Genomic DNA, 26,707 nt, shown 5'->3' on the forward strand with positions numbered 1-26,707 from the left:
ACTATGACCTGGAACGTACGCATCGGCATCAACCCCCTGTCCTGGATGAACGACGACCTGCCCTCGCTGGGCGGCGAAACCCTGCTGGAAACGGCTTTGAGCGAAGGCAAGGAAATCGGCTATGAAGGCTTCGAGCTGGGCAATAAATTCCCCAAGGACGGCCCCGGCCTGAAAGCCAAGCTGGACGAATTCGGCCTGGCCTGCGTGTCCGGCTGGTACTCCGGCTTTCTGGGCAACGACACGGTGGAAGCCGAGATCGAGCGCTGCAAGGCGCACATGACAAAGCTGCAGTACAACAAGGTGAACGTGGTGGTCTACGGCGAATGCGCCGACACCATCCAGGGCCAGATCGACACCCCCGTGTCCAAGCGCCCCAAGTTCGCCAACGACGCACAATGGAAGGCCTACGCCGACCGCCTGAACGCCTTCGGTGAGCACCTCATCAAGACCTACGGCATCAAACTGGCCTACCACCACCACATGGGCGCCTACGTCGAGTCCCCCGCCGATGTGGACAAGCTGATGGCCCTGACCGACCCGACCAAGGTGTTCCTGCTGTTCGACACCGGCCACGCCTACTTCGGCGGTGCCGCCGATCCCGTCACCCTGCTGAAGAAACACGTCGAGCGCGTGGTGCACGTGCACTGCAAGGACGTGCGCACCCCCGTGATTGCCCAGGCCCGCAACGACGGCTGGAGCTTTTTGAACGGCGTGATCAACGGCACCTTCACCGTGCCCGGCGACGGCAGCATCGACTACGAAGCCGTGCTGACCACGCTGAAGAACGCCGGCTACCAAGGCTGGCTGGTGGTCGAAGCCGAGCAAGACCCGGCCGTCGCCCCGAGCTACGAGTACGCCCAGAAGGGCTACGACACGCTGCGTGGCCTGGTAGACAAGATCGGCGGCTGAGATGGTCAGCCCCCTGCTAGCCAAAGCCGCGCCCACGGGCCGCGAAATCGTCAACGTCACGCCCGAGCGCGCCGGCTGGACCCATGTGGGTTTCCGCGCGGTGCGCTTGGTAAAAGGCGAATCTGAAACCGTCGTTACTGCCACGCGCGAACTCTGCCTGGTGGTGCTGACCGGCACCGTCAGCGTCACCATCGACGGCCAAACGCATGAACACCTGGGCACGCGCAAAAGCGTGTTCGAAGAAGTCTCGCCCGCAGCGGTCTACGTGCCGGCCGGCAAGACGGTAGTGGTGCTGGCCGAGACCGATGCCGAAGTCGGCCTGTGCACGGCGCCCGCCGGCAACACGCCGCATACGGTCAAGGTGCTAGACCCCGCCAACATGCGCCGCAGCGTGCGCGGCAAGGGCACGAACACCCGCTATGTCTGCGACGTGCTGCCGCACGACGACCCCACCGCCGCCCACCTGCTAGTGGTCGAAGTCCTCACGCCCGCCAGCCACTCCAGCAGCTACCCCCCGCACAAACACGACATCGAGCAACCGCCGGTGGAAACCCTGCTGGAAGAAACCTACTACCACCGCCTGAACCCACCGCAGGGTTTCGCCTTCCAGCGCGTCTACACAGATGACCGCAGCCTGGACGAAGCATGTGCCGTGGAGAACCACGACGTGGTGATGGTGCCGCGCGGCTACCACCCTGTGGTGGCGCCCCATGGCTACGACCTGTACTACCTGAACGTGATGGCCGGCCCGAACCGTTTCTGGGTCTTCAAGAACGATCCCGCGCATGAGTGGATGCTGGCGGCGAAGTAGTCGTTGCTAGTGATTCAATAGCTGCCAGCGCAGGTTCTATCTGCGCTGGCAGCCGATTTGGCTTGTAATTTCTTCGAGGCCACGCTGCACACGACAAGCACGGCGCGAGGCCATGGGGCCGGACATCCAGTCCAGCTTTCGCCTCAACGCGCTGGAACGCAACGCACCACGCAGCGCAAGGCCATGGGGTCAGATCCGAATTGCGCTCTGTCTGCCTATCTGAGCCCACAGCGCCCACCCGCATTTCGGCTGACCCCAAGGCCGGATAGACGTTCACTCTCATATTGATAGCTGGTTGCGCAGTTAATTCGTGCGCTAGCGGGTGATTTGGCTTGAACCTTTGAAAGGGTTGATGTCTTCGGCATCCCCGGCCGGGATGTGCGCCCGGCGGCGCAGTCACCTTTCTTTGCGTCGCCAAAGAAACGTAACCCAAAGAAAGGCGAGCCGAAGTCGTCGCCCCCTTCGCTGCGCTACGGGGTACGCTGCGTTGCTCGGTCTGTGCGGGGTCCCGCTCGAACTCGGCCTGCGGCCTCAAACAATCGCGGGCCCTGATCCGCCCAGCCCTGCGCTACTCGCCGACGCCACACGGCGTGGGAACCAACAGCCGAACAGCCAACCCCAGCCCGGCGCAGCCGGGCTCGCGCCCTAGGCGCGATGTGGCGCGCAGCGCCACCGATCCCGATCCCCGGGGTCCCCCTCTGTATGCGCCGAGGAGCACAGCTTTGGGCGGATCAGGGCTGGCGTTGTTTGAGCCGCAGGCGAGTTTAGCCAGACCCCGACCAAAGCGCGCACCGCAGGTTCCCGTAGCGCCAGCGGAGGGCGCAGACGGTGGGGGCGCCTTTCTTTTGGTGACTTTTCTTTTGCGCAAAAGAACAAGTTACTCGCCCGCCGGGGCGAACTCCCGGCCAGGGATCTCATAGACGTCAGGCGCCATCTACACCACCCCAACCCCCACATAAATCTTCAAATGAAAACAGGCTCCAGCGCAGATTTAACCAGCGCAACCAGCGCAACCAGCTATGGAAAATAGAGCACTTGGTGGTTCCACCTTTTTGAGGGGAAGATGCCTGCAGTTCAGGCGTTGCAGGGCGCTACGGCGGGGTGGAGGCGTCACAGAAATAGGCGCCCGAACGGCCCTCGAATCACGCCATAATTTGCGCCATAGGCAGGGTGGGTTTGAGCAATCGCCTGTCCCGTCAACAACTATCAACGGCCATTGCGGGCGTTGGTTCAGTCCAACAAGGTTTATCCACCGCGTATGAACATCGCTCTTGTCTCTTGCAGCGCATCGCGGCAGATAAACGCTATTCGTTAGATGCTGGAAAACATTACCCAAACCTACGCCACTGGCGCTAAGTGGCTGAACGACAACCAAGGAGTCGTTGGCGTTGGCATCTTCGTGGTGACCCTTACGCTTGGCTGGGTCAGCGGCATCTTTTCCGCTCTTCGTCGGCGACCAAAGTTTCGAATCCAGCTAATCGATGGGCCGACTTTTGTATGCACATTTGATACAGGGAAGAAGCAAGACAAATTCGACGTCCATCGAACTGGCGTGGCTCTCTATCTAAAAATTGCAAACTCAGGATCTGCGGCATCAAGCATCGACCAAATATCTGTTGGATATCACTGGCGGGTGATTCGCTTCACGCGAGCTTGGTTCAGGTATGGGCTTGGATGGTTTTGGCTACACGATCAGACGGCAGCCATACATGACTTCCAGGCCAAGATCGGCGAGAACATCAAGTTCTATCCATTTCTGACACAGAAGAGCATCCACTCCCCCGTTCATACCTCAACATATCTGGAGCCAGGCCAGTCGGAAAACGGGGTTGTCTACTTCGAACAATCGGACAGTTGGGGCGGTTGCTTTCCCACGGCTAGTGCAAAAGGAACGCGAATCAAAGTTTGCGTAAAAGATGTCTTCGGCGGGAAGCATATTGCTCGCTTTACAGTTCCGAATGTAACCCTCGAACGTGCGAGAACGTACAACCCATCATTCGGCAAAACACTCGCTGAGTTACGCAATGAACCGCTACCTCACGACGCGAGCACCTAACCCTTCAATCGAGAGGACATACCCCGGCAAGCAGGGTCTTACCTCTAATGTCAAACGTTAGCCCTACCAAATGCCAACAGAACTAATTCCGCTAGTCGTTGCTGGCGCATCCGCGCTGATTGCAGTCCTTGGCTGGGTAGTTGCATACAAGCTCTCCGTCAAGAAGGACATTACCTCTGCGCATCGCGCGCGCGACAAGGAGCTCTTTGGAAGGCTACTTGAAACCTATTCCTTTGACAGCTTCAGGCAGATGATTGAGCGCGGGGACGCTGCAGCAGTTGACACCTTTGTGCACGCCTGGAGCGGAATCGAAGCCGAGTTCGTGCAACCTAAGCTGGCATCAAAGCTCTCAGATGTACTCTATGCCCTCAAGAGCATCCTCGTTGCTGATGCACTAAGAGATCCTGGTGCAAGGGTTCGAAGAATTCTAGGTTTCAATATTGTCTTCACTAGCACTGCCTCGGAAGAAGAGCCTGCAGCGCAGCGACGCGCATATAGGCAAAATGCCAGGATCGCCGCACGCCGGAGGCAACTTGCGATCGACAGTTATGCAAGCCTAGTTCGAATTGGAAAGAGGCTTACTTGAAGACAAGAGCTAACCAGTCGCTCAAGCAGACCCACGTCGGCATGTCACCACTCGAGGTTCAGCTCAGACGCCACAGCCCAATTTCCTCTCCAGCGCACATAAACCCTGCGTAACCAGCTACAACAACCATAGCACCCGTGTCATCAAGCCTTCATCCAAACCACGCATCCTAGCCACGCGGTATGTCGCCGCGCCAGCATCTGCGAGGACTTTATGAACACTGCCGACACCACCATCCTGGAAGAAGAGTTTGAAACCCTGGGCGACCACCACCGCATGGCGGCGCACCACTTTGCTGCGGCTGCCAAATTCCATGCGCTGGCCGCGACAGCAGACGACGACGGCGATGACGAAGCCTGCGCGCGCCACGCTTATGCAGCTTACCGCCACCAGCTGAACGCCGTGCAATATGCCGAAATCGCCGTGATGGACAGCGAGGGCATGGACGACGAAGACGAAGGCACTGCAGACTGACTACGCACTACAGTTGTGCATAAAAAAAGGGCCGTCTGAACGGCCCTTTTTACTTCACGCTAGCAAAGCTAGAGATTAGTACGTACCCAGTGCGGACGGTGCGCCAGCCTTGAAGGTGTAGATGGTGATAGGCGCAGCCTTCAGGTTGCCCTTGTCGTCAAAGCCGAACGTGCCCGACATACCCTTGTAGGAAGTCTTGTAGATCTCGGCGCCCACCTTTTCAGAGTCCACTGCACCAGCCTTCTGGATGGACTGGCCCACGAACATGGTCTGGTCGTAGAACGAAGGAGCGTACGCATCGGGGTCGATGTTGAAACGCTTCTTGTACTTGGCCTTGAAGGCTGGGCCTTCAGCCGTCTTCTCCAGCACCGCACCACCCTGGGCGCAGAACACCGTGTCGGTCGCGGCATCACCTGCCAGCTTGCCCAGTTCAGCCGTGCAGATGGCGTCGCCGCCCAGCAGCTTGGCGGTCACACCCAGGGACTTCATCTGGCGCACCATCGGGCCAGCTTGTGGCGCGTAGCCGCCCAGCAAGATGACTTCAGGCTGCTTGGCCTTCAGGCTGGTCAGGATGGAGGAGAAGTCCGTTGCCTTGTCGGTGGTGAACTCTTGGCCCACGATTTCCAGGCCCAGCTTCTTGGCTTCTTTAGAGAACTCGTCTGCCAGGCCTTGGCCGTAGGCGGTGCGGTCATCGATCAAGGCGACCTTCTTAACCTTCATGATGTTGGCCGCATAGAAGGCCAGGCGTGCACCGATTTCATTGTCACCGGCCATGATGCGGAACAGGTTCTTGTAGCCACCCATGGTGACCTTGGGGTTGCTGCCCACGGTGGACACCACCACATTGCCTTGGCTGTACACGCGCGAAGCGGGGATGGCCACGCCCGAGCAGTATGGGCCCATCACGAACTTGACGCCTGCGTCCACCAGCTTCTGGGCCACGCTTACGCCGGACTTGGGGTCGCACTGGTCGTCTTCGGACTCCAGCTCAAACTTCAGGGTCTTGCCGCCGACAACCATTTTCTTGGCGTTGAGGTCTTCAACTGCCAGGCGTACGCCGTTTTCATTGTCCTTGCCGATGAAAGCATTGGGGCCAGACAAGGGGCCGGTCACACCGATTTTGACGATCTGGTCTTCTGCGTACGCGCCGCCAGCCATTGCCATTGCCATGGCACCAACAAGTGCGATCTTCGTGAAAGTAGGTTGCATGAACTCTGTCCTAGAAAGGGATTGGGTTAAGACTTACACAGTGTCTGATTCAAGGGCTTGTAACCATCGACAGGGCACCGGGTAAGACATATGTGAAGCTTGTAATAGGCCACCGCTGGACTGTAGGCTCTAACGGCCGGGTCGCATGGGCGGGTTTGTTCTGATTGAAGCAAATATGAGCGCAAAGAAGGTCGGCTAATGTTGGCAATATCCTTTCAAGAGGTATGGCGCTGGGCAGCGCCTGGTGTAGAGACTATTGCAGCAAGCGTGCCAACCCGCGTTGGCGTCAGCGGCACCCGGGGCGCAGGCGGTGTCCAACCCAGTAAAAACTGGGTGGCGGCGCCGCACACGCGGCCCTGGCAGGCGCCCATACCGCAGCGGCTGTGTAGCTTGGCATCGGTCCAGCCGGAGCAGGCAGACACGGCGGCGTAGGGCACGTCTTCACAGCGGCAGACCAGGGTGTCGGCCTGGGGCAAGCTACGTAGCTGCGGCTGGAGTGCAAAACTGTGCGCCAGCTGCTGCGCAAAGCGGTCCCAACGTGCACGCTCCGGCCAGCGCTGCTGCGCCGCAGCCTGCTGGCCCACGGCCGCATGGCCGGCGACTGCGCCCTGGGCCAATGCCCGCTCGCTACCGCCTATGCCTGTGCATTCGCCTGCGGCATACACATTGGGCACGCTGGTGGTCTGCCAGGTATCAACCTGCAGCGCCTGCGCGCCTGTTGCGGTAGGTACCAGCGCGCAGCCCAAGAGCTGGCCCAGCTGGATATTCGGCACCAGCCCAAAACCACAGGCGACGCGGTCGCAAGCCAGCTCCACAATGCTGCTGCCCTGCTGCAACCGCACCGACTCCACCCGGCCCTGGCCCTGCACCGACAGCACATGCGAAGACGTGCGCCAGCCGGCCTGCAGCAGACCCAGCGCTTGCACCGCTTTGCCAGGCCAGCGCGGCAGCTGTGCTACAAAACCAGCCATGGCCGCTGCGCTGGCCTGCTCGGCCACGCGCAGCACCTGGGCGCCCGCTTTGCGCGCGGTAGCCGCCACGGCCAGCAACAAGGGGCCGCTGCCGGCCACCACCACCCGCTCGCCGGCGACAGGCAGGCCGGACTTGATCAGCGCCTGCAAGCCCCCGGCGCCGGTCACGCCGGGCAAGGTCCAGCCCGGGAAAGGCAACAGCAACTCGCGTGCGCCGGTGCACAGCAACAGCTTGTTCCACTGGATGGACCAGCCGCGCTGCGCATCTTCCAGCAACAGGGTCTGGGGCGCGGGTGCAGCCACGACGCGGGTGGCGCTGAGCCAGTACACATTGGCACAGGCAGCCACCTGCTCACGCATGTGGCGTGCAACAGGCGGTAATTGGGCACCGGGGCCATCACGCCAGATCTGGCCGCCGGGCAACGGGTTGTCGTCCACCACCACAATGCGCGCGCCACTGGGCGCCGCGGCCAGCGCCGCCGCCATGCCTGCCGGGCCTGCGCCGATGATGAGCAGGTCGCAGGATTCGTGGATGGGCAAGTTGTGCGTCATAGCGTTCTCTCCACCTGCATGCCCTCAATGCACAGGGTCTGGCAGGCCAGCTGGCGCTGACCGTCCACGCTGACCCGGCATTCCTGGCACACACCCATGCCGCACAGCGGCGCCCGCACATCCCCACGCACGGAAATGCGCGCTACGCCATTCCCCGAAATAGCCAAGGCCACCGCCACGGTGCAGCCCATGGGCACGGCTACCGGCTGGCCATCGATATGCAGATTCACGCGCATACCGCCTCCTTGAAACGTTGCAAGCCGTAGGGGCTGGCATCGATGGCGGCCGTGCCGCCGGTCATCTGGGCCGCCAGCAACTGGGCACTGCCCAGCGCAGTGGTTACGCCCAGCCCTTCGTGGCCCACGGCCAGCCACAGGCCCTCGCGCGTGGGGTGCGGGCCGAGGATGGGCAGGCTGTCTGGCGTGGCGGCGCGCAAGCCGGTCCAGGCGCGGATGGCGTTCAAGCGGGCCAAGCCCGGCATGTAGGCCAAGGCCCGTTGCAACATGGCCTGCAGCATATGGGCCTCGACCGCCATGTCCGTCGTGTCGAACTGGCGGGAGGAGCCCAGCAGCAACTGCCCCGTGGGGCGCGGTTGCAGGTTAAAAGCCACGGAAGGCCCTTCGCTATGGTGCGAGCTGGTGATGTAGCCCAGCTCCACCAGTTGGTGGTGCACCGTGCCGGGGTAGCGGTCGGTAATCAGCAAATGGCCTTTTTTGGGGCGTATCGGCAAGTCCGGGCATAGCGTGGTGGCCTGGATGCCATTGGCCAGCAATATCTGCGGCGCCTGGCGGTAGCTGCCGTCGGCCAGGCGCACTTTTTGACCATCGATTTCGGTCACTTGCGCATATTCCACCTGCACGAATCGCTCGTATTTTGATAGCAGCCAACGCGCCGCATTGGGTGCGTAGACGATGGCGTCGCCCGGCACCACCAGCCCACCGGCCAGGCCGGGGCGCAGCGCCGGCTCGGCCTGGGCCAGCGCGGCCGCGTCCAGCAAATGGCTGGCAATGCCGTGCTGCTGCATGCGCTGGCGTTTGTCCTCGGCGGCGGCCATTTCCTCGGCGTTGGCGGCAATCCACAGCGTGCCGCAGCCGCTGTAGGCGCAGTCTGCGGGCATCTGCGGCGCCAAGGCTTGCCACAGGCTAACGGAATACCGGCTCAGGGCCAGCTCCGCCGGGTTGTCGTCCATCACCACCAGGTGGCCCATGCCCGCGCCGGTGGCGCCACCGCGCTGCGCGTCCAACACCAGCACGGTATGGCCGGCTTGGGCCAGCGCGTGGGCGCAGGCCGCACCCACGATGCCGGCGCCGATGACGATGGTGTCGGCGTTCATCCTAGTACCCCGACTCGGAAGTAGAGGAACACAATGAAAGTGATGGATTCGCCACTAGGGCAAGGCGTAAAACGCAGACATAGCTGTGGCTATGGCGAGGCTTTGCAACGCCGCCATGGGGGCGAAGACGCGCTTTCATGTTCCGATACTTCCGAGTCGGGGTACTAAGGTGATGCCCCAGCCGAAGGGATCGTCCTCGGCCACCAGCAAAGTGCTTTCGGCGCACACATGGGCGCGACCGCGGATGGTCGGAATTACCTGGCCGTTGTTCACGGTGTAAGACGCCTCGAAGCGGCTGCCGATCACGCTGGCCTGCTGCCAGGTCTCGCCCGGAGCCAGCTTGCCGTCGGCTGCCAGGCAGGCAATCTTGGCGCTGGTGCCGGTGCCGCAGGGCGAGCGGTCGTAGGCCAGGCCCGGACACAGCACGAAGTTGCGGCTGTCGGCGCCCTTGTCGTCAGGGCCGAACAGTTCAATGTGGTCGATCTCGGCACCCTCGGCACCGGTAATGCCTTGTGCACCCAACGCCTCGCGCAGCGCGCTGGCGTAGATGGTGAGCGCCGCCAACTGGTCGCTGGCCACGGTCTGGCCGTGGTCGCTGGCCAAAAAGAACCAGTTGCCGCCCCAGGCCACGTCGCCATGCACCAGGCCGTAGCCTGGCACCTGGACGGCCACCTGGGTTGCATAGCGGTAGGCCGGCACATTGCGCACGCTGACCGAGCCATCCGCGTGCAGAGTGGCCTCCACCGTGCCCACCGGGGTTTCGATCTTGTGCACGCCGGGCTGGATGCGCCCCATGTGCGCCAGGCTGACCACCAGGCCGATGGTGCCGTGGCCGCACATGCCCAGGTAGCCGGTGTTGTTGAAGAAGATCACACCAGCGGCCGCATCGGCGGCCACGGGTTCGCATAGCAAGGCGCCGACGATCACGTCGTTGCCGCGCGGCTCCAGCACGGTGGCGGCCCGCCATTTATCGTGCTGCGCGGCCAGTAAAACCCGGCGCTCGGCCATGCTGCCGGTACCCAGGTCGGGGAAGCCGCCCACCACCAGGCGCGTCGGCTCGCCGCCGGTGTGGGAATCGATGATCTGGATGCGCTGCATGCGGGTTTCCTTACATGACGGATTGGTATTTAGCCGGACGGGTTTCCAGTGCCCGCGTCACGATACGCTCAATCACGGCCCGCTCTTCGCCAACCAGCGGCAGGCGCGGACGGCGCATGTGCTCGCTGCCCACGCCCACCAATGCGTCGATGAGCTTGAGGTTTTGCACCAGCTTGGTGGATACGTCCAGATGCAGCATGGGCGTCATCCACTGGTACAGCGCCAGCGCCTCGGCCCACTCACCCGCCTTCATCAGGTCGTACAGCGCCACGGTTTCGCGCGGGAAGGCGCAGCCCACGCCAGCCAGCAGACCGTCGCAGCCCAGCGCCAGGCCTTCATAGGCCAGGTCGTCCACGCCCAGGAACAGCTGGTAGCGCGTGCCCACGGTGTTGCGCAGATCGGTGATGCGGCGGATGTTGTCGGTGCTTTCCTTGATGGCGACGATCCATTGGCAGTCGGCCAACTCGGCCATGTGCTCGGGCTTCAGGTCCACGCGGTAGGCCACCGGGTTGTTGTAGACCATGATGGGCTTTTGCGCGGCGTTGGCCATGGTGCGCACGTTGAGCATCGCTTCACGGGCATCGGCCACGTAGATGACGGACGGCATGACCATGAAGCCGTCTACGCCCAGCTTGTTGGCGCCCTCGATGTAGCGCAGGGCTTCGCGGGTGCTGGTTTCGGACACATTGGCCAGCACCGGGATGCGGCCTTTGGCTGCCTTCAAAGCAATGTCTGCGACCTGCAGCTTTTCTTCCAGCGTCAGGGTGCTGGCTTCGCCCAGCGAACCGCAGGTGACCAGGCCGTGGATGCCGTTGGCGATCTGGAACTCGATGTGCTTGGCCGTGCCCTCCGCATCGATGCTTTCATCGGCGTGGAACTTGGTGGTGATGGCGGGGAAGATGCCTTTCCAGCGGGGGAGCGTCATGGTGTGTGTCCTTGGTAAATGGGTGGTTGGAGAGCTGAACTGTAGCAGTCTTAATATATTAACGACATATTTAAAATATCTTGTTAGGGTTTTAAGCAGCTTGCGTGCCAGCTTTTTTTGGTCCAATGCACCAATGCAATGCAATTAATGGCTTGCGCCCACCACCATGCCCAAACTCCCCGCCCCTCCTTTGCCCAAGCGCCGTGCAGCCGACATGGCCTACGACGCGATAGAGACGCTGATCTCCACCCTGCAGTTGGCCCCCGGCAGCCCGGTGGTGGAAGCCGATATCGTCGAGCTGACGCAGCTGGGCCGCACGCCGGTGCGCGAGGCGCTGCTGCGCATGGTGTCGATTGGTTTGATCGTGCAGCAGCCGCGGCGCGGCCTGCTGGTGTCGCACATCGACCTGGCCGACCACCTGGACGTGGTGCAAACCCGGCGGGTGCTGGAGTGCCTGATTGCCGCCTGCTCGGCGCGCCGGGCCACGGCCTTGCAGCGCAAGGACATCCTGCGCTGCGCCGACAAAATGGTGCAGGCTGCCACGCGCGGCCATCTGGTGGACTACATGGCCGCCGACCTGGCGCTGGACCAGGTGAACCACCAGGCCAGCCACAACCATTCGGCCGTGAAGGCCGTGGTGCCGCTGATCGTGCAGTGCCGGCGCTTCTGGGTGGCCTACCAACACGAGGGCGACATCATGGAAGCCGCGCAGGCGCACATGGACCTGGCCCAGGGCATTGCCACGGGCGACGAAGCCGCAGCCGTGGGTGGCGCCACCCGGCTGATGGACTATCTGCAGGGCTTTGCGCGGCGCGTCATAGACAACTAAATTGCTCCTATTTTTGACATCAAAAACAGGAGCGTCCTGCGCAGATAAAACCTGCGCTAGCGGCCTATTTCATGCCAAAAAATAAGCCTTAAATTAGCGATTTAAACCTCGTCCAACCCCTGGGCAAAACCCTGCGCCAGGGCCTGCCGCAGGTAGTTCACAAACGCCGTCACGGCGCGCGGCACATGGGCGGTGTAGGGACGGATGGCGTACAACTGGTCCGCATAGCCCCCGACCAGTTGCCAGTCCGGCAGCACCGGCACCAGCTTGCTGGCACGCAGGCTGGCGGGCAGGCTGAAGTCCGGCAACAACGCAATACCCAAGCCGGTCACGGCCGCATCGCGCAACGCCTCGCTGTTGTTGGCCGACAAGACGCCCGACACCGGCACCGTCACCCGCTCCACATTCGATCCCGTGCCCTGCGCAAAAGTCCAGGCCGGCGTGTCCTGGGCGCGCGGATAGTGCAGGCAACTGTGGTTGCGCAGGTCTTCGGGCCGCAGTGGGGTGCCACGTTTGCGCAGATAGCCGCGGCTGGCCACCAGCACCGAGCGCGTGGCGCACAGGGTCCAGGCCACATGGGTATCGGGCGGCGCGGCGGTGTGGCGTATCGCCAGGTCGAAACCTTCGGTGGCCAGGCTGGACAGGCGGTCCGACAGTTCCAATTCGAGGCGCACATCCGGGTATTCGCGCAGAAAGTCGGCCAGGCGCGGCACCAGTTGCTGGCGCGCAAACGCCACCGGTGCCGTCACCCGCAGCAGGCCGTGCGGCGCATCGGCCAGATCGCGCACCTGGGCAAAGCTCTGGGCGATCTGCTCGAACGAGGCCCGGGTGTCGTCCACCAGGCGCTGGCCGGCCTCGGTCAGGCGCACGCTGCGGGTGGTGCGGCGCACCAGGGGCACGCCGGCCATCTGCTCCAGGTCGGCCATGCGCTGGCTCATCGCCGCCTTGCTGACGCCCAGCCGCGCCGCCGCCGCCGTGTAGCTGCCCTGCTGGGCCAGCACGGTAAGCCAGTGCAAATGGCTCCACAGCTCATTGATCTTTTGCTCGTTCATGGCCCTATTGTTCACCATTCTGAACAATCAATTCAAATTTTCGGCCTTGTAGCACAGGGGGCGAGTCCATAAACTGCAAGTCCGCACTACACAACGAGACACCTACCATGTCCTACACCGATAACACCGAAGTCGCCCAGTACATCCAGGGCCAACGCAGCACCGGCACGGGCACCCGCACCCAGCCCGTGTACAACCCCGCCACTGGCGCCGTGGCGCGCCAGGTACGCCTGGGCAATGTGCAGGACGTGGACGCTGCCGTGGCGTCCGCCAAGGCCGCCTTCCCCAAGTGGTCCGACACGCCGCCGATCCGCCGTGCCCGCGTGATGTTCAAGTTCCTGGAGCTGCTGAACCTGCACAAGGACGAGCTGGCCCACATGATCACCGCCGAACACGGCAAGGTGTTCACCGACGCCCAGGGCGAAGTCGCCCGCGGCATCGACATCGTCGAATTCTCCTGCGGCATTCCCCAGCTGTTGAAGGGTGACTTCACCGACCAGGTCTCCACCGGCATCGACAACTGGACGCTGCGCCAACCCCTGGGCGTGGTGGCCGGCATCACGCCGTTCAACTTCCCCGTGATGGTGCCGATGTGGATGTTCCCGGTGGCGATTGCCGCCGGCAACACCTTCATCCTGAAGCCCAGCCCCACCGACCCAAGCCCCAGCCTGTTCATCGCCGACCTGCTGAAGCAAGCCGGCCTGCCCGACGGCGTATTCAACGTGGTGCAAGGCGACAAAGAAGCCGTGGACGCCCTGCTGGTGCACCCCGATGTGAAGGCCGTGAGCTTCGTCGGCTCCACCCCCATTGCCAACTACATCTATGAAACCGGCGCCCACCACGGCAAGCGCGTACAGGCCCTGGGCGGCGCGAAGAACCACATGGTGGTCATGCCCGACGCCGACGTGGACCAGGTCGTGGACGCGCTGATCGGCGCAGGCTACGGCTCGGCCGGCGAACGCTGCATGGCGATCTCGGTCGCCGTGTTGGTGGGCGACGTGGCCGACAAGGTCATCCCCAAGCTGCTGGAACGCACCAAGACCCTGAAGGTGCTGAACGGCACCAATCTGGCCGCCGAAATGGGCCCCATCGTCACCGCCGCCGCCCATGCCCGCATCAGCGGCTACATCGAGCAAGGCATCAAGGAAGGCGCGACGCTGCTGGCCGACGGCCGTGGTTTTGACGGCAGCAAGGCCGGCGACGGCTGTGGCGAAGGCTTCTGGCTGGGCGGCACGCTGTTCGACAACGTCACGCCCGACATGAAGATCTACAAGGAAGAAATCTTCGGCCCGGTGCTGGGCTGCATGCGCGTGCCCGACTTCGGCACCGCCGTGCAACTCATCAACGACCACGAGTTCGGCAACGGCGTGGCCTGCTTCACCCGCGACGGCAACGTGGCCCGCGAGTTCGCCCGCCGCATCCAGGTCGGCATGGTCGGCATCAACGTGCCCATCCCCGTGCCCATGGCCTGGCACGGCTTCGGTGGCTGGAAGAAGAGCTTGTTCGGCGATATGCACGCCTACGGCGAAGAAGGCGTGCGCTTCTACACCAAGCAAAAATCCATCATGCAACGCTGGCCCGAAAGCATTGCCAAGGGCGCCGAGTTTGTGATGCCTACGGCGAAGTAAGAGCCACGGCGGAGCCCTCGGCTCCGCTATCGTAAAAATAGCTGCCAGTGCAGGATTCGTCTGCGCTGGCGGCTATTTTTGTTTGTGGAGTGGGTGTTTATGGGCATCCCCGGCCTGGGGATCGCATGGACGCTAAGAGCACCCCGCGCAATGGCAATCAGCGCAAGACGCTACAAAAATAAAGCACACTTCACTTCCACTTTTGAAGAAAGAGACGCTGGCACAGTGGGAGCAACACAACGGAGCCCAACTATAGTGGTCCAGCGCTTTCGCCCGCTGCTTTTGCTGGAACTCGTATGAACACTGATCGCCTGCAGCCGCCCCGAAAATCCAAGACGGGACCTCGTTCAAGACATATTGCAGTACCCATGCAAGGCCCAATAAGGACGTTGGCCCGCATCACGGTCGCAATTCTCGCGAGCCATTTTTTATTCAGTGCAGCGATCGCCGCTGGACACCTCTGCCAACCGTCCGAAGCACTTCAGGTTGACTACCTCAGGAAGCTTCCTCAAAGCATTCAGTCGAACCTCGGCACAACGGGCATCGCTGATCGGGGACAACCGTTCAACAAGACCGACGTCGTTCACGAAGAACTACCTATGCGTCGCTTTGGTCTTGCTGCGGCATCGACAAATTGCATCCTTATAGCCATCGAACGCGGAGGTCGAGGCTACTTCGTCGAAATCTTGGCCTTCGAGCCTGATCCAAACGGACTCTGGCGCCCGTCGGCCTCCGCCACTACCACCCTTCTTCCCCAGTCTTTGGCCGAATTGCTCTCACTCACATCACGCTAGCCAGCAAACGAGAGCCAGCCTTGCGCTCGTCTCTCAACTCAAAATTCAGGGGCTCCTACCCCTCCATCCGCAACCCCTTAGGCAGCGGAAACTTCACCGTCTCCTCGATCCCGTCCATCTTGCGCACCGCCACCGCACCCAACGCGCGGATGCGGTCTATCACCTGCTGGACCAGTACCTCGGGAGCGGAGGCACCAGCAGTCAGGCCGACGCGGGCTTTGCCTTCGAACCAGGAGGATTGCAGCTCTTCGGCGCTGTCCACCATGTAGGCGGGCGTGCCCAGCTTTTCAGCCAGCTCGCGCAGGCGGTTACTGTTGGAGCTGGTGGGGCTACCGACCACGATCACGATGTCCACCTGCGGGCTCATGATCTTGATGGCGTCTTGGCGGTTCTGCGTGGCGTAGCAGATGTCTTGCTGTTTGGGCTCGCGGATCAGCGGGAAGCGGGCCTTGACGGCGGCGGAGATTTCGGCCGCGTCGTCCACGCTCAGCGTGGTCTGCGTGACCACGGCCAACTTGGTGGTCTGGCTGGGCTGGACCTTGGCTACGTCGGCCACGTCTTCCACCAGATGGATGCCGCTGTCGAGCTGGCCCATGGTGCCCTCGACCTCGGGGTGGCCCTTGTGGCCGATCATGATGAATTCATAGCCCTCTTTGGCCAGCTTGGCCACCTCGACGTGGACCTTGGTCACCAGCGGGCAGGTGGCGTCAAATATCTGGAAGCCGCGAGCCTTGGCCTCGCGCTGCACAGCCTGGCTCACGCCGTGGGCCGAAAACACCAGGGTGGCGCCGGGCGGCACGTCGTCCAGCTCTTCGATGAAGATGGCGCCGCGCGACTTCAGGTCGTTCACCACATAGGTGTTGTGCACGATCTCGTGGCGCACGTAGATGGGGCTGCCGAACTTGGCCAGCGCGCGGTCCACGATCTCGATGGCGCGGTCCACACCCGCGCAAAATCCACGCGGTTCAGCCAGGATGATTTCTTCTGCGGAGCTCATAGCACCCCAATCAGTTGTACTTCGAAGGTCACAGGCTGGCCGGCCAGCGGATGGTTGAAGTCGAACAGCACGGCGTCCGGGCTGTCGGCATTGCCTACCTGCTGCACGGCACCGGCGTAGCTGCCTTGGCCGTCCGGCGTGGGGAACTGCACCACATCGCCTACGTGGTACTGCTCCAGCGGGTCGCCCAGCTGGTTCAGCAGCTTGCGCGCCACCCACTGCTGCATATCGGGCTGGCGGTCGCCAAAGGCTTCGCCGGCGGGAATATCGAACGAGGTGCGCGTGCCCTCCGGCAGGCCCAGCAGGCGCTGCTCCACGGCGGGCGACAGCTCGCCCGTGCCGAGAGACAGTGTGGCGGGCTTGTCGTTGAAGGTGTTGATGATGTCGCCCGTGGGGCCGCTCAGGCGGTAATGCAGGGTCAAAAAGGAACCGGGCTGAACAGTAGGAAGCGAAGTAGAAGGCATAGGAGTCTCGGTAAACTGGGCTCTATTGTAAAAGTCCGCCATGCCGCTCAAAGACCTCCCTCCCGATGCCCGTCCACGTGAAAAGCTTTTGGCGCGCGGCCCCGCCGCCTTGAGCGACGTGGAACTGCTGGCCCTGCTGCTGCGCACCGGCATACAGGGCAAGGGGGTTTTACAAATGGCGCACGAGCTGCTGCAGATTGCCAGCCCAGGCAGCATGGGTTTTGGCGGTATTGCCGGCCTGCTGAACGCGACCACCGATGACCTGAAACGCGTCAAGGGCCTGGGCCCGGCCAAGCGCGCCGAAATCAGCGCCGTGCTGGAGCTGGCGCGCCGTGCCATGGCCCAGCGGCTGCAGGAAAGGCCGGCCTTCAGCGACCCGGGCGCCGTGAAGCACTATCTGCAGCTACACCTGGCGGCCAAGGGGCACGAGGTGTTTGCCGTGCTGTTTCTGGACGCGCAAAACCGCCTGCTGGCGCTGGAGGAGCTGTTCCGCGGCACGCTGACGCAGACCAGCGTCTACCCGCGCGAAGTGGTGGTCCGCGCCCTGCACCACCAGGCCGCCGCCGTGGTGCTGGCGCACAACCACCCCAGCGGCTCGGTCCAGCCCTCGCGCGCCGACGAGGCGCTGACGCAAACGCTGAAGGCCGCGCTGGCACTGGTGGACGTGCGGGTGCTGGACCACATCATTGTGGCGCCGGGCGAGGCCCTGTCCATGGCCGAAAAAGGGCTGCTGTGATGAAGATCAGTTCGCTACAAGACCTGAAGAAGATCCAGAAAGCCATTGCCGACGCGGCCGCGCTGCAAGCCGCGCAAAAGGCTGCCGAGCTGGAGGCCCAGCGCCGCAAAGCCGCCCAGAAGAATCTGTTTGTGAATGCCGCAGGTGCGGTGCATCGCTTGCCGGAGCAGCGCAAGGCGCTATTGAAAAAAGAGCAACCGCCGCCGCTGGCAATCCAGCTACAGCGCGACGAGCAGGCAGTGCTGGTGGAGGCCATCAGCGACGGTTTTGATGCCAGCAACCTGCTGGAAACCGACGACACGCTGAGCTACCGCCGCCCCGGCATCGGCATCGACGTGCTGCAGCGCCTGCGCAAGGGTGAGTGGGCCATCCAGCGCCAGCTGGACCTGCACGGCCTGCGCAGCGACGAAGCGCGCGACACCCTCAGCGGCTTCATCCGCGAGGCCTACAAACAGGGCATACGCTGCGTGCGCGTGGTGCACGGCAAAGGATTGAGCTCGCCGGGCAAAACCCCGGTGCTGAAGGCCAAGGTGCGCAACTGGCTGGTGCAGAAGAACGAGGTGCTGGCCTTTGTGCAGGCCCGGCCCATGGAAGGCGGCGCCGGCGCGCTGGTAGTGCTGCTACAGCCCAGCCGCATTGGCCCGGCCTAAGAACCTATTTGCAATCTGCGATTTATAAAAAACAAGCCGCCAGCGCAGTATCTACCTACGCCAGCAGCTATTTAAACCATAGCAAGCTCAGACCGAAATACCCACTGCCAGCGAGGCCGCGTAGCCGGCGCTGACGCTGCCGGTCACGGTGGCCATTTCGGTGGAGGTGCCGTCGCTGAACACGTTGTCGCTGGCAAAGCTGAAGCCAGCCAGATTGCTCGCGCTGCTGGAATAACCGGTGGAGGCATACACCGTGGTGCAGATGGCGGTTGGAAGCGCGATCTGCGAGGTCAACACCTGGTCGCCCGCCGGGTTGGTGATAGCCGCCGACAGGCTGGAATACACCTCGAAATGGATGTGCGGCATGCGCCCGGAATAGCAGCCGGGGAAGATGCTGGTGAAAGTCACGCTGCCGTTGCTGTCCGTCACCTGCAGGCCGCGCAGATAGTTCTCGCCGGTGATGCCGCTGGAGTACAGCGAGTACAGGCCGTCGCGGCTGCAGTGCCAGATGTAGATGGCATAGCCCGCCAGCGAGGCGCAGCTGGAATTGGTATTGCTCAGCGTCAAGGTAATGGTCAGCGGCACGCCGGGCGCGGTGGTGGTGCTGCTGCCAAAGCTGGAGCGGATGTCGCTGCGGTTGATGCCGGACTGCGTCAGCACATTCACCGTGGTGCCGCTGAGCGTGTTGGTGCCGTCTGCCGGGTACGGACCATTGGTTTCGCTGACGGTGTTGGTGCAGCTGCCGCTAGTGGTGGTGGTAGTTGTTGTTGTTGTGGTCGAAGTCGTGGAGCTGGTGCTGGAGCTGTCCGACGACGCCGTACTGCTGGAATCCCCCCCGCCACCGCCGCAGCCAGAAAAGCCCAACACGCCCAGCGGCGCCACACTACCCACGCCTAGCCAGCGCAGGGTCCGTCGGCGCTGTGCCAGCAAATTGTCGAGCATGGCCAAGTCCTGGGCCAAACCGTGGAGGTGTTCTTCATGCATGGGTTTTCTCCTGTAGTGGTGCTTATGGATTTGGTGGAGCCTGTGGAGCCTGTGCATCCAGCTGTACCGAGCGCAGCTGCAGGGTCTTGCCGTCAGGTGCCAACAGGGCCTGCACGTCCACCTGCTTGCCGACCAGCGTGGCGGGGCTTTGGGAGAAATAGGTATTGCTGTCCCAGGTGGCGTTGACGTTGCCCAGGATGGTGCTCAGCACCATGCTGCTGGTGGCAGTCTGCACGCTGAGCACCTGGCCGCGGGTGTCCACCACCGCGTTCGCGGGGATCGAGGTGCTGCACGTTACTTTGGTGGCGGTCACAGGCTGGCCGGGAGCCTGCAGCCGGCCTTCGACGTTCACGGTGACCTGGGCGGTCAGCGCTACGCTGCGGCAGTTGTTGTCTATCACCGACGCGGCAGCCTGCACGCTCACGCCGCGCAGGGTGAACTGCACGGTGCTGGGGGTCCAGTCAATGCCGCTGGTCACCCCCGTCAGCACGGTGATGGCGCCCTGGTCGTCATTGCCGCCCGAGCCCGTGCGGAGACTGGCCGCGCTGGCCACCAGGGTGTCGCCCACGCGCGTTACATCCAAACTCACAAACTGCCCCTGGGCCAGCGCGGACGTATCCACCGGCACATCGCTGGGCAGGTGCACCACGGCACCTTGCACCACCACAGTACGGGCGCTGGCGTTGTATTCGGTGGCCAGGCCGCTCAGGCGCAGTGACTGGCCGCTGGCCAGGTCCAGCATATTGCTTTCCGAGCGCAGCACGCGGACGGCCGGCACCGGGACGGTGGCCAGATCCGTAGCGTTGGCCCAGACCTGCACCACCTGGCCGTTAGCCAAGCCGCCGGGCAGGCTGCTGGACTGCACCAAGGTACCGGTGGCGCTGTTCAGGCGGAAGCTGGTGCCCGACAGAGCTTGCACCACACCGCCCAGTTGCACCACGCTGGGCGCGCTGGACTGCTTGGCCAGCCGGGTCGCTACCAGCACATAGCTGGCGCTGCCACCGTCCCAAACCCAGCAGCCGTACACATCCACCGCGTCGCCCACGGCGATGTCGCTGGCCGCGCTGTAGCCGTCCAGCACGGTGGCGGTGCTGCGAGTCGCATCGCTGCTGGTGCTGACCAGGCGCACGGTCTGGCCCAGCACCTGCAAGCGGCCATTGCTGTCCGGCACCGTGGTGACACTGCCCAACAGTTGCGACACCACCTCGATGCTAAGCGCGGCGTTGCTGCCCTGGTATTGCAGCCGCACCCGCTGGCCCAGCTCGGCCGTGGTATTGACCAGGGCACCGCTGGCGTCGCGGCGCTGCACGGTGGCGCTGGTGTCGCTGTATTCCACGCCGTCCACGATCACGCTGCCAAAGCCGCTGACCGTGCCGCCGGCCTCACCGGTGCCACCGCTGCCCACACCGGCCACTGTGCCGCCGCCGCAACTCTCCAGCAGCAGCGCCAGCAGCATGACGGCCAGACTGGCCAAAATGGCGGCCAGCCAACCCTGCCACTCCCGACTAGCGCCAGCAAAGCGGGCGGCGCCGTCGTTTGGATCCATCTGGATGCTGGTATCTGCTTTAGCCATGGTCGGGCGCGTCCTGCGGGCTGTTGTTCTTCGGGGGTGGGGGGGGCACGGGTGCCATAGGCGCGGTCAGGCAGAACATGCCCAACCGGATGCGCTGGTTACCGCCAGCGGGTTCGTCTTGTTCGCACAAAGGCACGGCCGCCTTGACCATGGCGGCCAGCACGTCGCGCCACAGGCTGTTGGCCAGTTGTTCCAGCTGCTGTACCGACTGCGGGCTGAGCCCGTCGGCAAACACGCTTTGCTCCAGAAAAGTCTTGCCGTCGCCCGCGCTGAGGTTGTGCACCCCAGCTTCGATATGGTCGGCCACGCTGCCGGCCAGCAGGCGGCGCGCCTCTTCCAGCGAGGTATTGGGTACAAAGGCCTGGCGCCGCAGGCACACTTGGCCATCAGATTCTTCGACCACATCCAGGCGCACCAGCTCCAGCAGCACGGAGCGCGGGTGGATGTCTTTGGATACGGAACGGGCCAGGCTTTCAAACGAGGCCAGGGCACCGGCAAACGGCAGCACGTCGGGTAGGTCGGAGGCCAGCCAGCGCGTCATCACCTGGCTGGCAGGCGTGGGCTTGCCCAGGCGGGCCCGCACATCGGCGGCGCGCTCGGTATGCGCAGCGGCCCGCACGTCCTTGCGGTGCAGGCCAGACAGCAGGCTGACCGCCGAGTCTGTCTGCTTGCCGCCTATGCGTGTCAGCTCGGTGCGCGCAGCCTCCAGGAACACCGGCTTCAGCGCGGCGGTCAGATCGGTATAACCGACCCCGGAACGCAGCAGCCACACTACCAGCGGCTGCAGCATGGCGAGCACCTGCTCCAGCACGGGCTGGCCTGGCGTGGGTGGTGGAAGTTCTGACATGGCTGTATTGTAAATGGGAAATTTACCCACAACAAACAAAAACCACGCTTGCCGCGGTCCGGCGCGGTATTTACTATGAATATCATAGCTACCAGCGCAGATTCTATCTGCGCCAGCAGCCTAAAAGACTGAGTATTTACACACTGGACATCATGCGTCCAAACCCAGGTAGTCCGCCAGTATCAGCGCCGCATCGTCGGTAAACAGACCTTGCGCCAGTTGCTCGGCCAGCGTTGCTGGTGGCAGCAGGGCGAAGCCTTGCACCTCACCGTCCTGGTTGGCCGGGGCCACGCCCTCGGCCAGGTTGCAGGCGTACCAGTGGATGTGCTCCACCACATAGCCGGCGCCGCCGCTGTCGGTGCTGGGGCGGCGGGTGGTGAGACGACCGCCAGGGCACAGGTCCAGCATATGCGACGGGCGCAGGCCGGCCTCTTCCCAGGTTTCGCGCTCCAGCGCGGTGGGGATGGAATCCGCCGCCGACACCATGCCGCCCACCAGGGTGTCCCAGCGGCCGGGGTCATTGGGTTTGCTGTCCGAACGCTGCTGCACCCAGACCCGGCCGTCCGGCGCGGCGCCCACCAGGTGCACGGCGCAGGTGGTGATGCCCAGGGCACGCACCACGCCGCGCTCCACCGTGGCCACGACACGACCGTCGGCATCGGGCACGGCAAGTTGCTCGTCGCGCCAGACATGGGCCAGGCCGGCCTCACGCAGCACATGGGCCAGGTGCGCCAGGCTGTGCGTGGGCTCACCCTGCAGCTGCCAACCCAGCTGGCCGTATTGCTCTACTTTCAGGAGCACCTTGCGCAGGTAGGGTATGCGCTGCAGGCCGATTTTTGCCATGAACTCCGGCTCCACCGAGCCGATCTGTACCGCACCAGCCCACAGGGGCCAGCGCGGCCGCGCGGGCGGCTGGTCGGCCTCGGCGCGCAAGGTCTTCAACCAGTTCATAAGGTGAGGATGGTGCAGCCGGTGGTCTTGCGTGCCTCCAGGTCGCGGTGGGCTTGCTGTACCTGCTCCAGGGGGTAGCGCTGGCCAATGTGGATCTGCACCTGGCCGCTTTGCACCACGGCAAACAAGTCATCGGCCATGGCCTGGGTGCTTTCGCGGGTGGCCATGTGGGTGAACAGCGTGGCACGGGTCAGATACAGCGAGCCCTTGGCGCCCAGTATGCCGGGCGCAAAAGGTGCCACCGGGCCGGACGCATTGCCGAACGATGCCAGCAGGCCGAAGGGGCGCAGGCAATCCAGCGATTTATCAAACGTGTCCTTGCCCACCGAGTCATAGACCACCTTGACGCCTTGGCCGCCAGTGATCTCCTTGACCCGCGCAGCAAAGTCTTCTGCTGCGTAATTGATAGCATATGCCGCACCATTGGCAAGCGCCAACGCACATTTTTCTACGGAACCTGCGGTGCCTATGAGCTGCAGGCCCATCGCCTTGGCCCACTGGCAGGCGATCAGGCCGACCCCGCCGGCAGCAGCGTGGAACAGCACGAAGTCGCCCGGCTGCAGGCCGCCCTGGGGCTGGGTCTTTTTCAGCAGGTACTGCGCTGTGAGGCCCTTGAGCATCATGGCAGCGCCGGTCTCGAAGGAGATGGCGTCGGGCAGCTTGCAGACGCAGGTAGCCGGCATGACGCGGCGCTCGCAGTAGCTGCCGGGCGGGTTGCTGGCGTAGGCGGCGCGGTCGCCTACCTGCAGGTGGGTGACGCCCTGCCCTACGGCCTCGACCACACCGGCGGCCTCCATGCCCAGCTGCACCGGCAGGTTTTGCGGGTACAAACCGCTGCGCTGGTAGACGTCGATGAAATTCAGGCCGATGGCGTGGTGGCGGATACGGATCTGGCCGGGGCCGGGCTCGCCCACCGGGATGGTGACCAGCTCCAGTTGTTCAGGGCCGCCATGCTGGCGGATTTGTACGGACAGGCTGCTGACAGACATAAAACACATTCCTCCAAAGGGTATGCCGCATGGTGCCATGAAACCTTAGAACACGTCCCGGCTCAGGTTCTTAGGTACAGTGCGCGCCATGCAACAAGGCCTGACGCTCCGTACCGCTCTTCTCCTGACCCTGGCCCCCCTGTTATGGGCCGGCAATGCTGTTGTGGGGCGTATGGTGCACACCTTGGTGCCGCCCATCACGCTGAACTTCATCCGCTGGGTGCTGGCCTTTGCCATCCTGCTGCCCATGGCCGGCTGGGTGCTGCGACGCGACAGCGGGCTGTGGCCGCACTGGCGGCGGTTTGCGTTGCTGGGCCTGCTGGGCGTGGGCCTGTACAACGCGCTGCAGTACATGGCGCTGCAGACTTCCACGCCCATCAACGTGACCCTTGTGGGCGCCAGCCTGCCCATGTGCATGCTGGCCGTCGGGGCCCTGTTTTTTGGCGCCCGCGTGACACGCAGGCAGGTGCTGGGCGCGCTGCTGTCGCTGGCCGGAGTGCTGCTGGTGCTGTGCCGGGGTGAATGGCAGCAGCTGCTGGCGCTGCGCCTGGTGGCGGGCGACATTTTCATGCTGCTGGCCACCGTGTCCTGGTCGTTCTACAGCTGGCAACTCAGCCTGCCCAAGGACCCACCGGCCATACGCGCTGACTGGGCAGCATTTTTGCTGGCGCAGATCAGCTTCGGCCTGGTGTGGTCGGGCGCCATGACGGCGGTGGAATGGGGTGTGGGCGCGGCCCCGGTGCAATGGGGCTGGCCGCTGGCCGCCGCCTTGGCCTATGTGGCGGTGGGCCCGGCGGTGCTGGCCTACCGCTGCTGGGGCGCCGGGCTGCAGCGGGTGGGCCCGAATGTGGCGGGCTTCTTCATCAATCTCACGCCGCTGTTTGCGACCCTGCTGTCGGCCGCCTTTCTGGGCGAGTGGCCGCATCTGTACCACGGGCTGGCGTTTGCGCTGATCGTGGGCGGTATCGTGGTGTCATCGCGCCGCTGAACCAGTGTAGAACAGACGCTCAGGTCTTCCAGAGGTTGCCGGCGAAGCGGCTGCCAAAGCGCAGCTTGCTGCGGTCCCAGGGGGTGAAGCGGGGAATCTGGAACGGGTCGGTGCCCGTACGGGCGGCGCCCCAGGTGGTGGACACGGCGGCGTCAAAGCCCAGTTCACGCACGATGTCCACGCTCTCGGGGATGTAGTCGGTGCCAGGTTTGCCATTCGGGTAGGCAAACAGGCCCACGCGCTCTCCCAGCAAGTCCTGCAAAAACGCCCGGCTCTCGCCGATCTCGGCGCGCGCGGCATCGGCGCCCAGCTTGGCCAGAATGGGGTGGGTGCGGGTATGGGCGCCGATCTGCATGCCGGCCTGGCGCAGCTCACGCACCTGCTGCGAGGTCATCATCAGGTCGTCGGGCGGACGCACCCCGGCGCAGGCAGCGATCTGCTCGGTCAAGGTCTTGCGCTGGGCCAGTGGCAGGTATTTGATCTGGCCGATGATGGCCTGGATGGCCTCGCGCTTTTGCAACGGGCTGTCTATGGTGTACTGGCCTAGATAGCCACTGCCGTCAGGCTTGGCCAGGGACGACAAATCCAGCTGTGCCTGGGTACACAGGCGCACGGATTCGATCACGGTGTCGTTCCACATGCGGCCGCCATCCAGGAAGTCGGTGGCAATGAAGAAGGTGGCCTGCAGGCCGTGGCGCGCCAGGATGGGCTGGGCCACGGTGCGGTTGTCGGCATAGCCGTCGTCAAAGGTGATGGCCACGGCCCGCTCGGGCAGGCTGCGGCTTTGCAACTGCTGGGCCGCCACATCCAGCGGCAGCACATTGCACCAGGATTTCATCCATTGGCAGATGGCATCAAAGGCCACGGCATCCACCTCGCCCGGAAAGATCGGGTCGGGCTCGGGCAGCACACGGTGGAAGATCAGCACCGACAGGCGGCCCCGCTCACCTGCGGGGGAAAGGTGTTTCAGTACCGTTTTAAACATGGATCACTTGGGTTTGACCAGCCGGGCCATGCCGGGGATGTTCTTCCAGCCCGGCACATAGGCCGGCTCGCGCAGCCAGCCCTTGGTTTGCACCCAGACCCGGGTCAGCACCACCAGCACCATCACGTTGTAAGGCAGGTCGAAATAGGCCAGGCTCAAGAAGGCCCCGCCCACGGCATAACCCAGCAAGCAGACCTGGCACATGGCACCCAGGTCCACGCACCAGGCCGCCTCGGGAATCTTGGTGCAATGGGTACGCAGCCAGCCGGCCGCACGCCAGGTCATCACCCAGATGGTCAGGAACATGAACAGACCGACGAATCCGTGGTTGCCCAGCACCTGAAAGTAAATGCTGTGGGCCGCATGGACGGCCTCCGGGTAAGGGGAATACTGCGCAAACAACTCAGGCCGGGCCGCATCAAAACCCACCCCCGTGGGATAGTGGAAAGCGATGTTCCAGGCATTCCACCAGGCAGAAATGCGGCCCATGGAAGATTCATCCTGCTCGTATTCGCCAATGGTGGACATGCGGCCCATCCATTCGCTGGGCATGAAGGCAATCAACAAGGGCGCTGCCAGCCCCAGCACCATGCCCACCACGAGTTTGTTCTTGCCGTTCCACCACATGAATGCAGCCATGGCACTGATGGCCAACAAGGCCCCCCGCGAATAGCTGCCGACGGCCGCCACGGCGCACAGCAATGACATGCCCGTCATGGCATGGCGGCCCCAGCGCGAATTAAGCTGCAGCTGCAAAAAACGCAGCAACGGGATGGCCATCACCAGGGACAGAGCGAACTCATTGTTGTCTTCGATGAAGGAGCCCGGTGGCCCCCACACCCGAAAGTTGCCCCCTGTCAGCAAGGTGAACAAGCCACCCTTGGCGCCCAACAGGGCCAGCGAGCCCGCGCACACCCAGGCCAGGGCCAGAATATGCTTCTTGCTGTGCAGCAGAACCAGCGCGACCAGGATCATCAGGTCCACCTTCATGACCTTGTTCCATTGCCAGTAGTCGCCTGATGGGTCCAGGCCCAGCACGGTCGAGAGAGATATCCAGACCATGAACAACAAGAACACCACCACGACCGGCGCCTTGAATGGCGAAGCCCGATCCCGCGTCACCAGCAGGCCCAGCACCGTAGCGCAAAAAGCCACCATGGCGACCGGCGCATCGTAGGCAAAACCATAGGTGTAGCGGTGCGGATTCATGATGCTCAGCCATGTCCACAACATCACGCCTATCCATGCCTGGCGCACGGCCGCGATGGCGCCCATCAGCACCAGACCCACAATCAATACGTCACGCATGCTGGTCT

Annotated in this window: 27 protein-coding genes; 11 read left to right on the top strand and 16 right to left on the bottom strand. The window is 63.5% G+C overall.

Annotated features, from left to right (window positions below; genetic code table 11):
• Positions 1-3 precede the first annotated feature (3 nt).
• The 5 genes from iolE to AC07VY_RS12955 all read left to right on the top strand — a co-directional run bounded on the left by iolE (position 4) and on the right by AC07VY_RS12955 (position 4,836).
• On the top strand, positions 4-909 hold the full coding sequence (gene iolE / locus AC07VY_RS12935) for a myo-inosose-2 dehydratase (protein WP_495098031.1): 906 nt from the start codon (positions 4-6) through the stop codon (positions 907-909).
• Between the two features lies 1 nt (position 910).
• Positions 911-1,720 (top strand): 5-deoxy-glucuronate isomerase, encoded by an 810-nt coding sequence (gene iolB / locus AC07VY_RS12940; RefSeq protein ID WP_495098030.1) that lies wholly within the window; start codon positions 911-913, stop codon positions 1,718-1,720.
• Between the two features lie 1,315 nt (positions 1,721-3,035).
• On the top strand, positions 3,036-3,776 hold the full coding sequence (locus AC07VY_RS12945) for a hypothetical protein (protein ID WP_495098029.1): 741 nt from the start codon (positions 3,036-3,038) through the stop codon (positions 3,774-3,776).
• Between the two features lie 70 nt (positions 3,777-3,846).
• On the top strand, positions 3,847-4,362 hold the full coding sequence (locus tag AC07VY_RS12950; protein ID WP_495098028.1) for a hypothetical protein: 516 nt from the start codon (positions 3,847-3,849) through the stop codon (positions 4,360-4,362).
• 213 nt (positions 4,363-4,575) lie between these two features.
• Positions 4,576-4,836 (top strand): hypothetical protein, encoded by a 261-nt coding sequence (locus AC07VY_RS12955; RefSeq protein ID WP_495098027.1) that lies wholly within the window; start codon positions 4,576-4,578, stop codon positions 4,834-4,836.
• A 75-nt stretch (positions 4,837-4,911) separates the two neighbouring features.
• Here the strand turns inward: AC07VY_RS12955 and AC07VY_RS12960 are convergent, their stop codons facing one another.
• The 6 genes from AC07VY_RS12960 to AC07VY_RS12985 all read right to left on the bottom strand — a co-directional run bounded on the left by AC07VY_RS12960 (position 4,912) and on the right by AC07VY_RS12985 (position 10,924).
• Positions 4,912-6,045: a branched-chain amino acid ABC transporter substrate-binding protein gene (locus AC07VY_RS12960; protein ID WP_495077162.1), complete on the bottom strand. Its 1,134-nt coding sequence runs from the start codon at positions 6,043-6,045 to the stop codon at positions 4,912-4,914.
• Positions 6,046-6,260: 215 nt separating this feature from the next.
• The gene (locus tag AC07VY_RS12965; RefSeq protein WP_495098026.1) at positions 6,261-7,568 is read right to left on the bottom strand and encodes an FAD-dependent oxidoreductase; all 1,308 of its coding nucleotides are present in this window, start codon (positions 7,566-7,568) and stop codon (positions 6,261-6,263) included.
• The gene (locus AC07VY_RS12970) at positions 7,565-7,804 is read right to left on the bottom strand and encodes a (2Fe-2S)-binding protein (protein WP_495098025.1); all 240 of its coding nucleotides are present in this window, start codon (positions 7,802-7,804) and stop codon (positions 7,565-7,567) included. The genes AC07VY_RS12965 and AC07VY_RS12970 overlap by 4 nt, the downstream gene beginning before the upstream one ends.
• On the bottom strand, positions 7,795-8,901 hold the full coding sequence (locus AC07VY_RS12975) for an NAD(P)/FAD-dependent oxidoreductase (protein ID WP_495098024.1): 1,107 nt from the start codon (positions 8,899-8,901) through the stop codon (positions 7,795-7,797). The genes AC07VY_RS12970 and AC07VY_RS12975 overlap by 10 nt, the downstream gene beginning before the upstream one ends.
• A gap of 135 nt (positions 8,902-9,036) precedes the next feature.
• Positions 9,037-9,999: a 4-hydroxyproline epimerase gene (locus AC07VY_RS12980; protein WP_495098023.1), complete on the bottom strand. Its 963-nt coding sequence runs from the start codon at positions 9,997-9,999 to the stop codon at positions 9,037-9,039.
• Positions 10,000-10,009: 10 nt separating this feature from the next.
• Positions 10,010-10,924, bottom strand: coding sequence for a dihydrodipicolinate synthase family protein (locus tag AC07VY_RS12985; protein ID WP_495098022.1), 915 nt, complete (start codon positions 10,922-10,924; stop codon positions 10,010-10,012).
• A 166-nt stretch (positions 10,925-11,090) separates the two neighbouring features.
• Between AC07VY_RS12985 and AC07VY_RS12990 the strand changes: the two genes are divergently transcribed.
• Positions 11,091-11,753, top strand: a complete 663-nt coding sequence (locus AC07VY_RS12990) for a GntR family transcriptional regulator (RefSeq protein ID WP_116603802.1) — start codon at positions 11,091-11,093, stop codon at positions 11,751-11,753.
• Between the two features lie 101 nt (positions 11,754-11,854).
• Here AC07VY_RS12990 and AC07VY_RS12995 read toward each other — a convergent pair whose 3' ends face one another.
• Positions 11,855-12,805, bottom strand: coding sequence for a LysR family transcriptional regulator (locus tag AC07VY_RS12995; RefSeq protein ID WP_495098021.1), 951 nt, complete (start codon positions 12,803-12,805; stop codon positions 11,855-11,857).
• A gap of 107 nt (positions 12,806-12,912) precedes the next feature.
• On the opposite strand from AC07VY_RS12995, the gene AC07VY_RS13000 reads away from it, so the two are divergent.
• Positions 12,913-14,433 (top strand): CoA-acylating methylmalonate-semialdehyde dehydrogenase, encoded by a 1,521-nt coding sequence (locus tag AC07VY_RS13000; RefSeq protein ID WP_116603804.1) that lies wholly within the window; start codon positions 12,913-12,915, stop codon positions 14,431-14,433.
• 296 nt (positions 14,434-14,729) lie between these two features.
• Positions 14,730-15,227: a hypothetical protein gene (locus AC07VY_RS13005; protein WP_495098020.1), complete on the top strand. Its 498-nt coding sequence runs from the start codon at positions 14,730-14,732 to the stop codon at positions 15,225-15,227.
• Between the two features lie 55 nt (positions 15,228-15,282).
• Here AC07VY_RS13005 and ispH read toward each other — a convergent pair whose 3' ends face one another.
• Positions 15,283-16,224, bottom strand: a complete 942-nt coding sequence (ispH, locus tag AC07VY_RS13010; RefSeq protein WP_495098019.1) for a 4-hydroxy-3-methylbut-2-enyl diphosphate reductase — start codon at positions 16,222-16,224, stop codon at positions 15,283-15,285.
• Positions 16,221-16,688 carry an FKBP-type peptidyl-prolyl cis-trans isomerase gene (locus AC07VY_RS13015; RefSeq protein WP_495098018.1) on the bottom strand — a complete coding sequence of 156 codons (468 nt, stop codon included), beginning with the start codon at positions 16,686-16,688 and terminating at the stop codon, positions 16,221-16,223. The genes ispH and AC07VY_RS13015 overlap by 4 nt, the downstream gene beginning before the upstream one ends.
• Positions 16,689-16,728: 40 nt before the next feature.
• Here AC07VY_RS13015 and radC point away from each other — a divergent pair, with 40 nt between their 5' ends.
• Both radC and AC07VY_RS13025 read left to right on the top strand, forming a co-directional pair.
• The gene (gene radC / locus AC07VY_RS13020; protein WP_495098017.1) at positions 16,729-17,424 is read left to right on the top strand and encodes a RadC family protein; all 696 of its coding nucleotides are present in this window, start codon (positions 16,729-16,731) and stop codon (positions 17,422-17,424) included.
• On the top strand, positions 17,424-18,074 hold the full coding sequence (locus AC07VY_RS13025; protein WP_495075833.1) for a Smr/MutS family protein: 651 nt from the start codon (positions 17,424-17,426) through the stop codon (positions 18,072-18,074). The genes radC and AC07VY_RS13025 overlap by 1 nt, the downstream gene beginning before the upstream one ends.
• Positions 18,075-18,161: 87 nt before the next feature.
• Here the strand turns inward: AC07VY_RS13025 and AC07VY_RS13030 are convergent, their stop codons facing one another.
• The 5 genes from AC07VY_RS13030 to AC07VY_RS13050 all read right to left on the bottom strand — a co-directional run bounded on the left by AC07VY_RS13030 (position 18,162) and on the right by AC07VY_RS13050 (position 23,418).
• A complete protein-coding gene (locus AC07VY_RS13030) occupies positions 18,162-19,058 on the bottom strand; it encodes a dioxygenase family protein (protein ID WP_495075834.1) in 897 nt (298 codons plus the stop codon).
• Between the two features lie 22 nt (positions 19,059-19,080).
• Positions 19,081-20,631 (bottom strand): hypothetical protein, encoded by a 1,551-nt coding sequence (locus AC07VY_RS13035; protein ID WP_495098016.1) that lies wholly within the window; start codon positions 20,629-20,631, stop codon positions 19,081-19,083.
• Positions 20,624-21,478 carry a DUF6502 family protein gene (locus AC07VY_RS13040; RefSeq protein WP_495075836.1) on the bottom strand — a complete coding sequence of 285 codons (855 nt, stop codon included), beginning with the start codon at positions 21,476-21,478 and terminating at the stop codon, positions 20,624-20,626. The genes AC07VY_RS13035 and AC07VY_RS13040 overlap by 8 nt, the downstream gene beginning before the upstream one ends.
• Before the next feature lie 150 nt (positions 21,479-21,628).
• Positions 21,629-22,429 carry an NUDIX hydrolase gene (locus AC07VY_RS13045; protein ID WP_495098015.1) on the bottom strand — a complete coding sequence of 267 codons (801 nt, stop codon included), beginning with the start codon at positions 22,427-22,429 and terminating at the stop codon, positions 21,629-21,631.
• Positions 22,426-23,418: a quinone oxidoreductase family protein gene (locus tag AC07VY_RS13050; RefSeq protein ID WP_495098014.1), complete on the bottom strand. Its 993-nt coding sequence runs from the start codon at positions 23,416-23,418 to the stop codon at positions 22,426-22,428. Before AC07VY_RS13050 ends, AC07VY_RS13045 begins: the two co-directional genes overlap by 4 nt.
• An 88-nt stretch (positions 23,419-23,506) precedes the next feature.
• On the opposite strand from AC07VY_RS13050, the gene AC07VY_RS13055 reads away from it, so the two are divergent.
• Positions 23,507-24,406, top strand: a complete 900-nt coding sequence (locus AC07VY_RS13055) for a DMT family transporter (RefSeq protein WP_495098013.1) — start codon at positions 23,507-23,509, stop codon at positions 24,404-24,406.
• Between the two features lie 19 nt (positions 24,407-24,425).
• Here AC07VY_RS13055 and AC07VY_RS13060 read toward each other — a convergent pair whose 3' ends face one another.
• Positions 24,426-25,391, bottom strand: coding sequence for a polysaccharide deacetylase family protein (locus tag AC07VY_RS13060; RefSeq protein ID WP_495098012.1), 966 nt, complete (start codon positions 25,389-25,391; stop codon positions 24,426-24,428).
• 3 nt (positions 25,392-25,394) lie between these two features.
• Entirely contained in the window at positions 25,395-26,699 is a 1,305-nt protein-coding gene (locus AC07VY_RS13065) for a putative O-glycosylation ligase, exosortase A system-associated (protein WP_495098011.1), read from the bottom strand.
• Positions 26,700-26,707: the final 8 nt, after the last annotated feature.

This window comes from Rhodoferax sp. GW821-FHT02C08 (genome assembly GCF_059421805.1).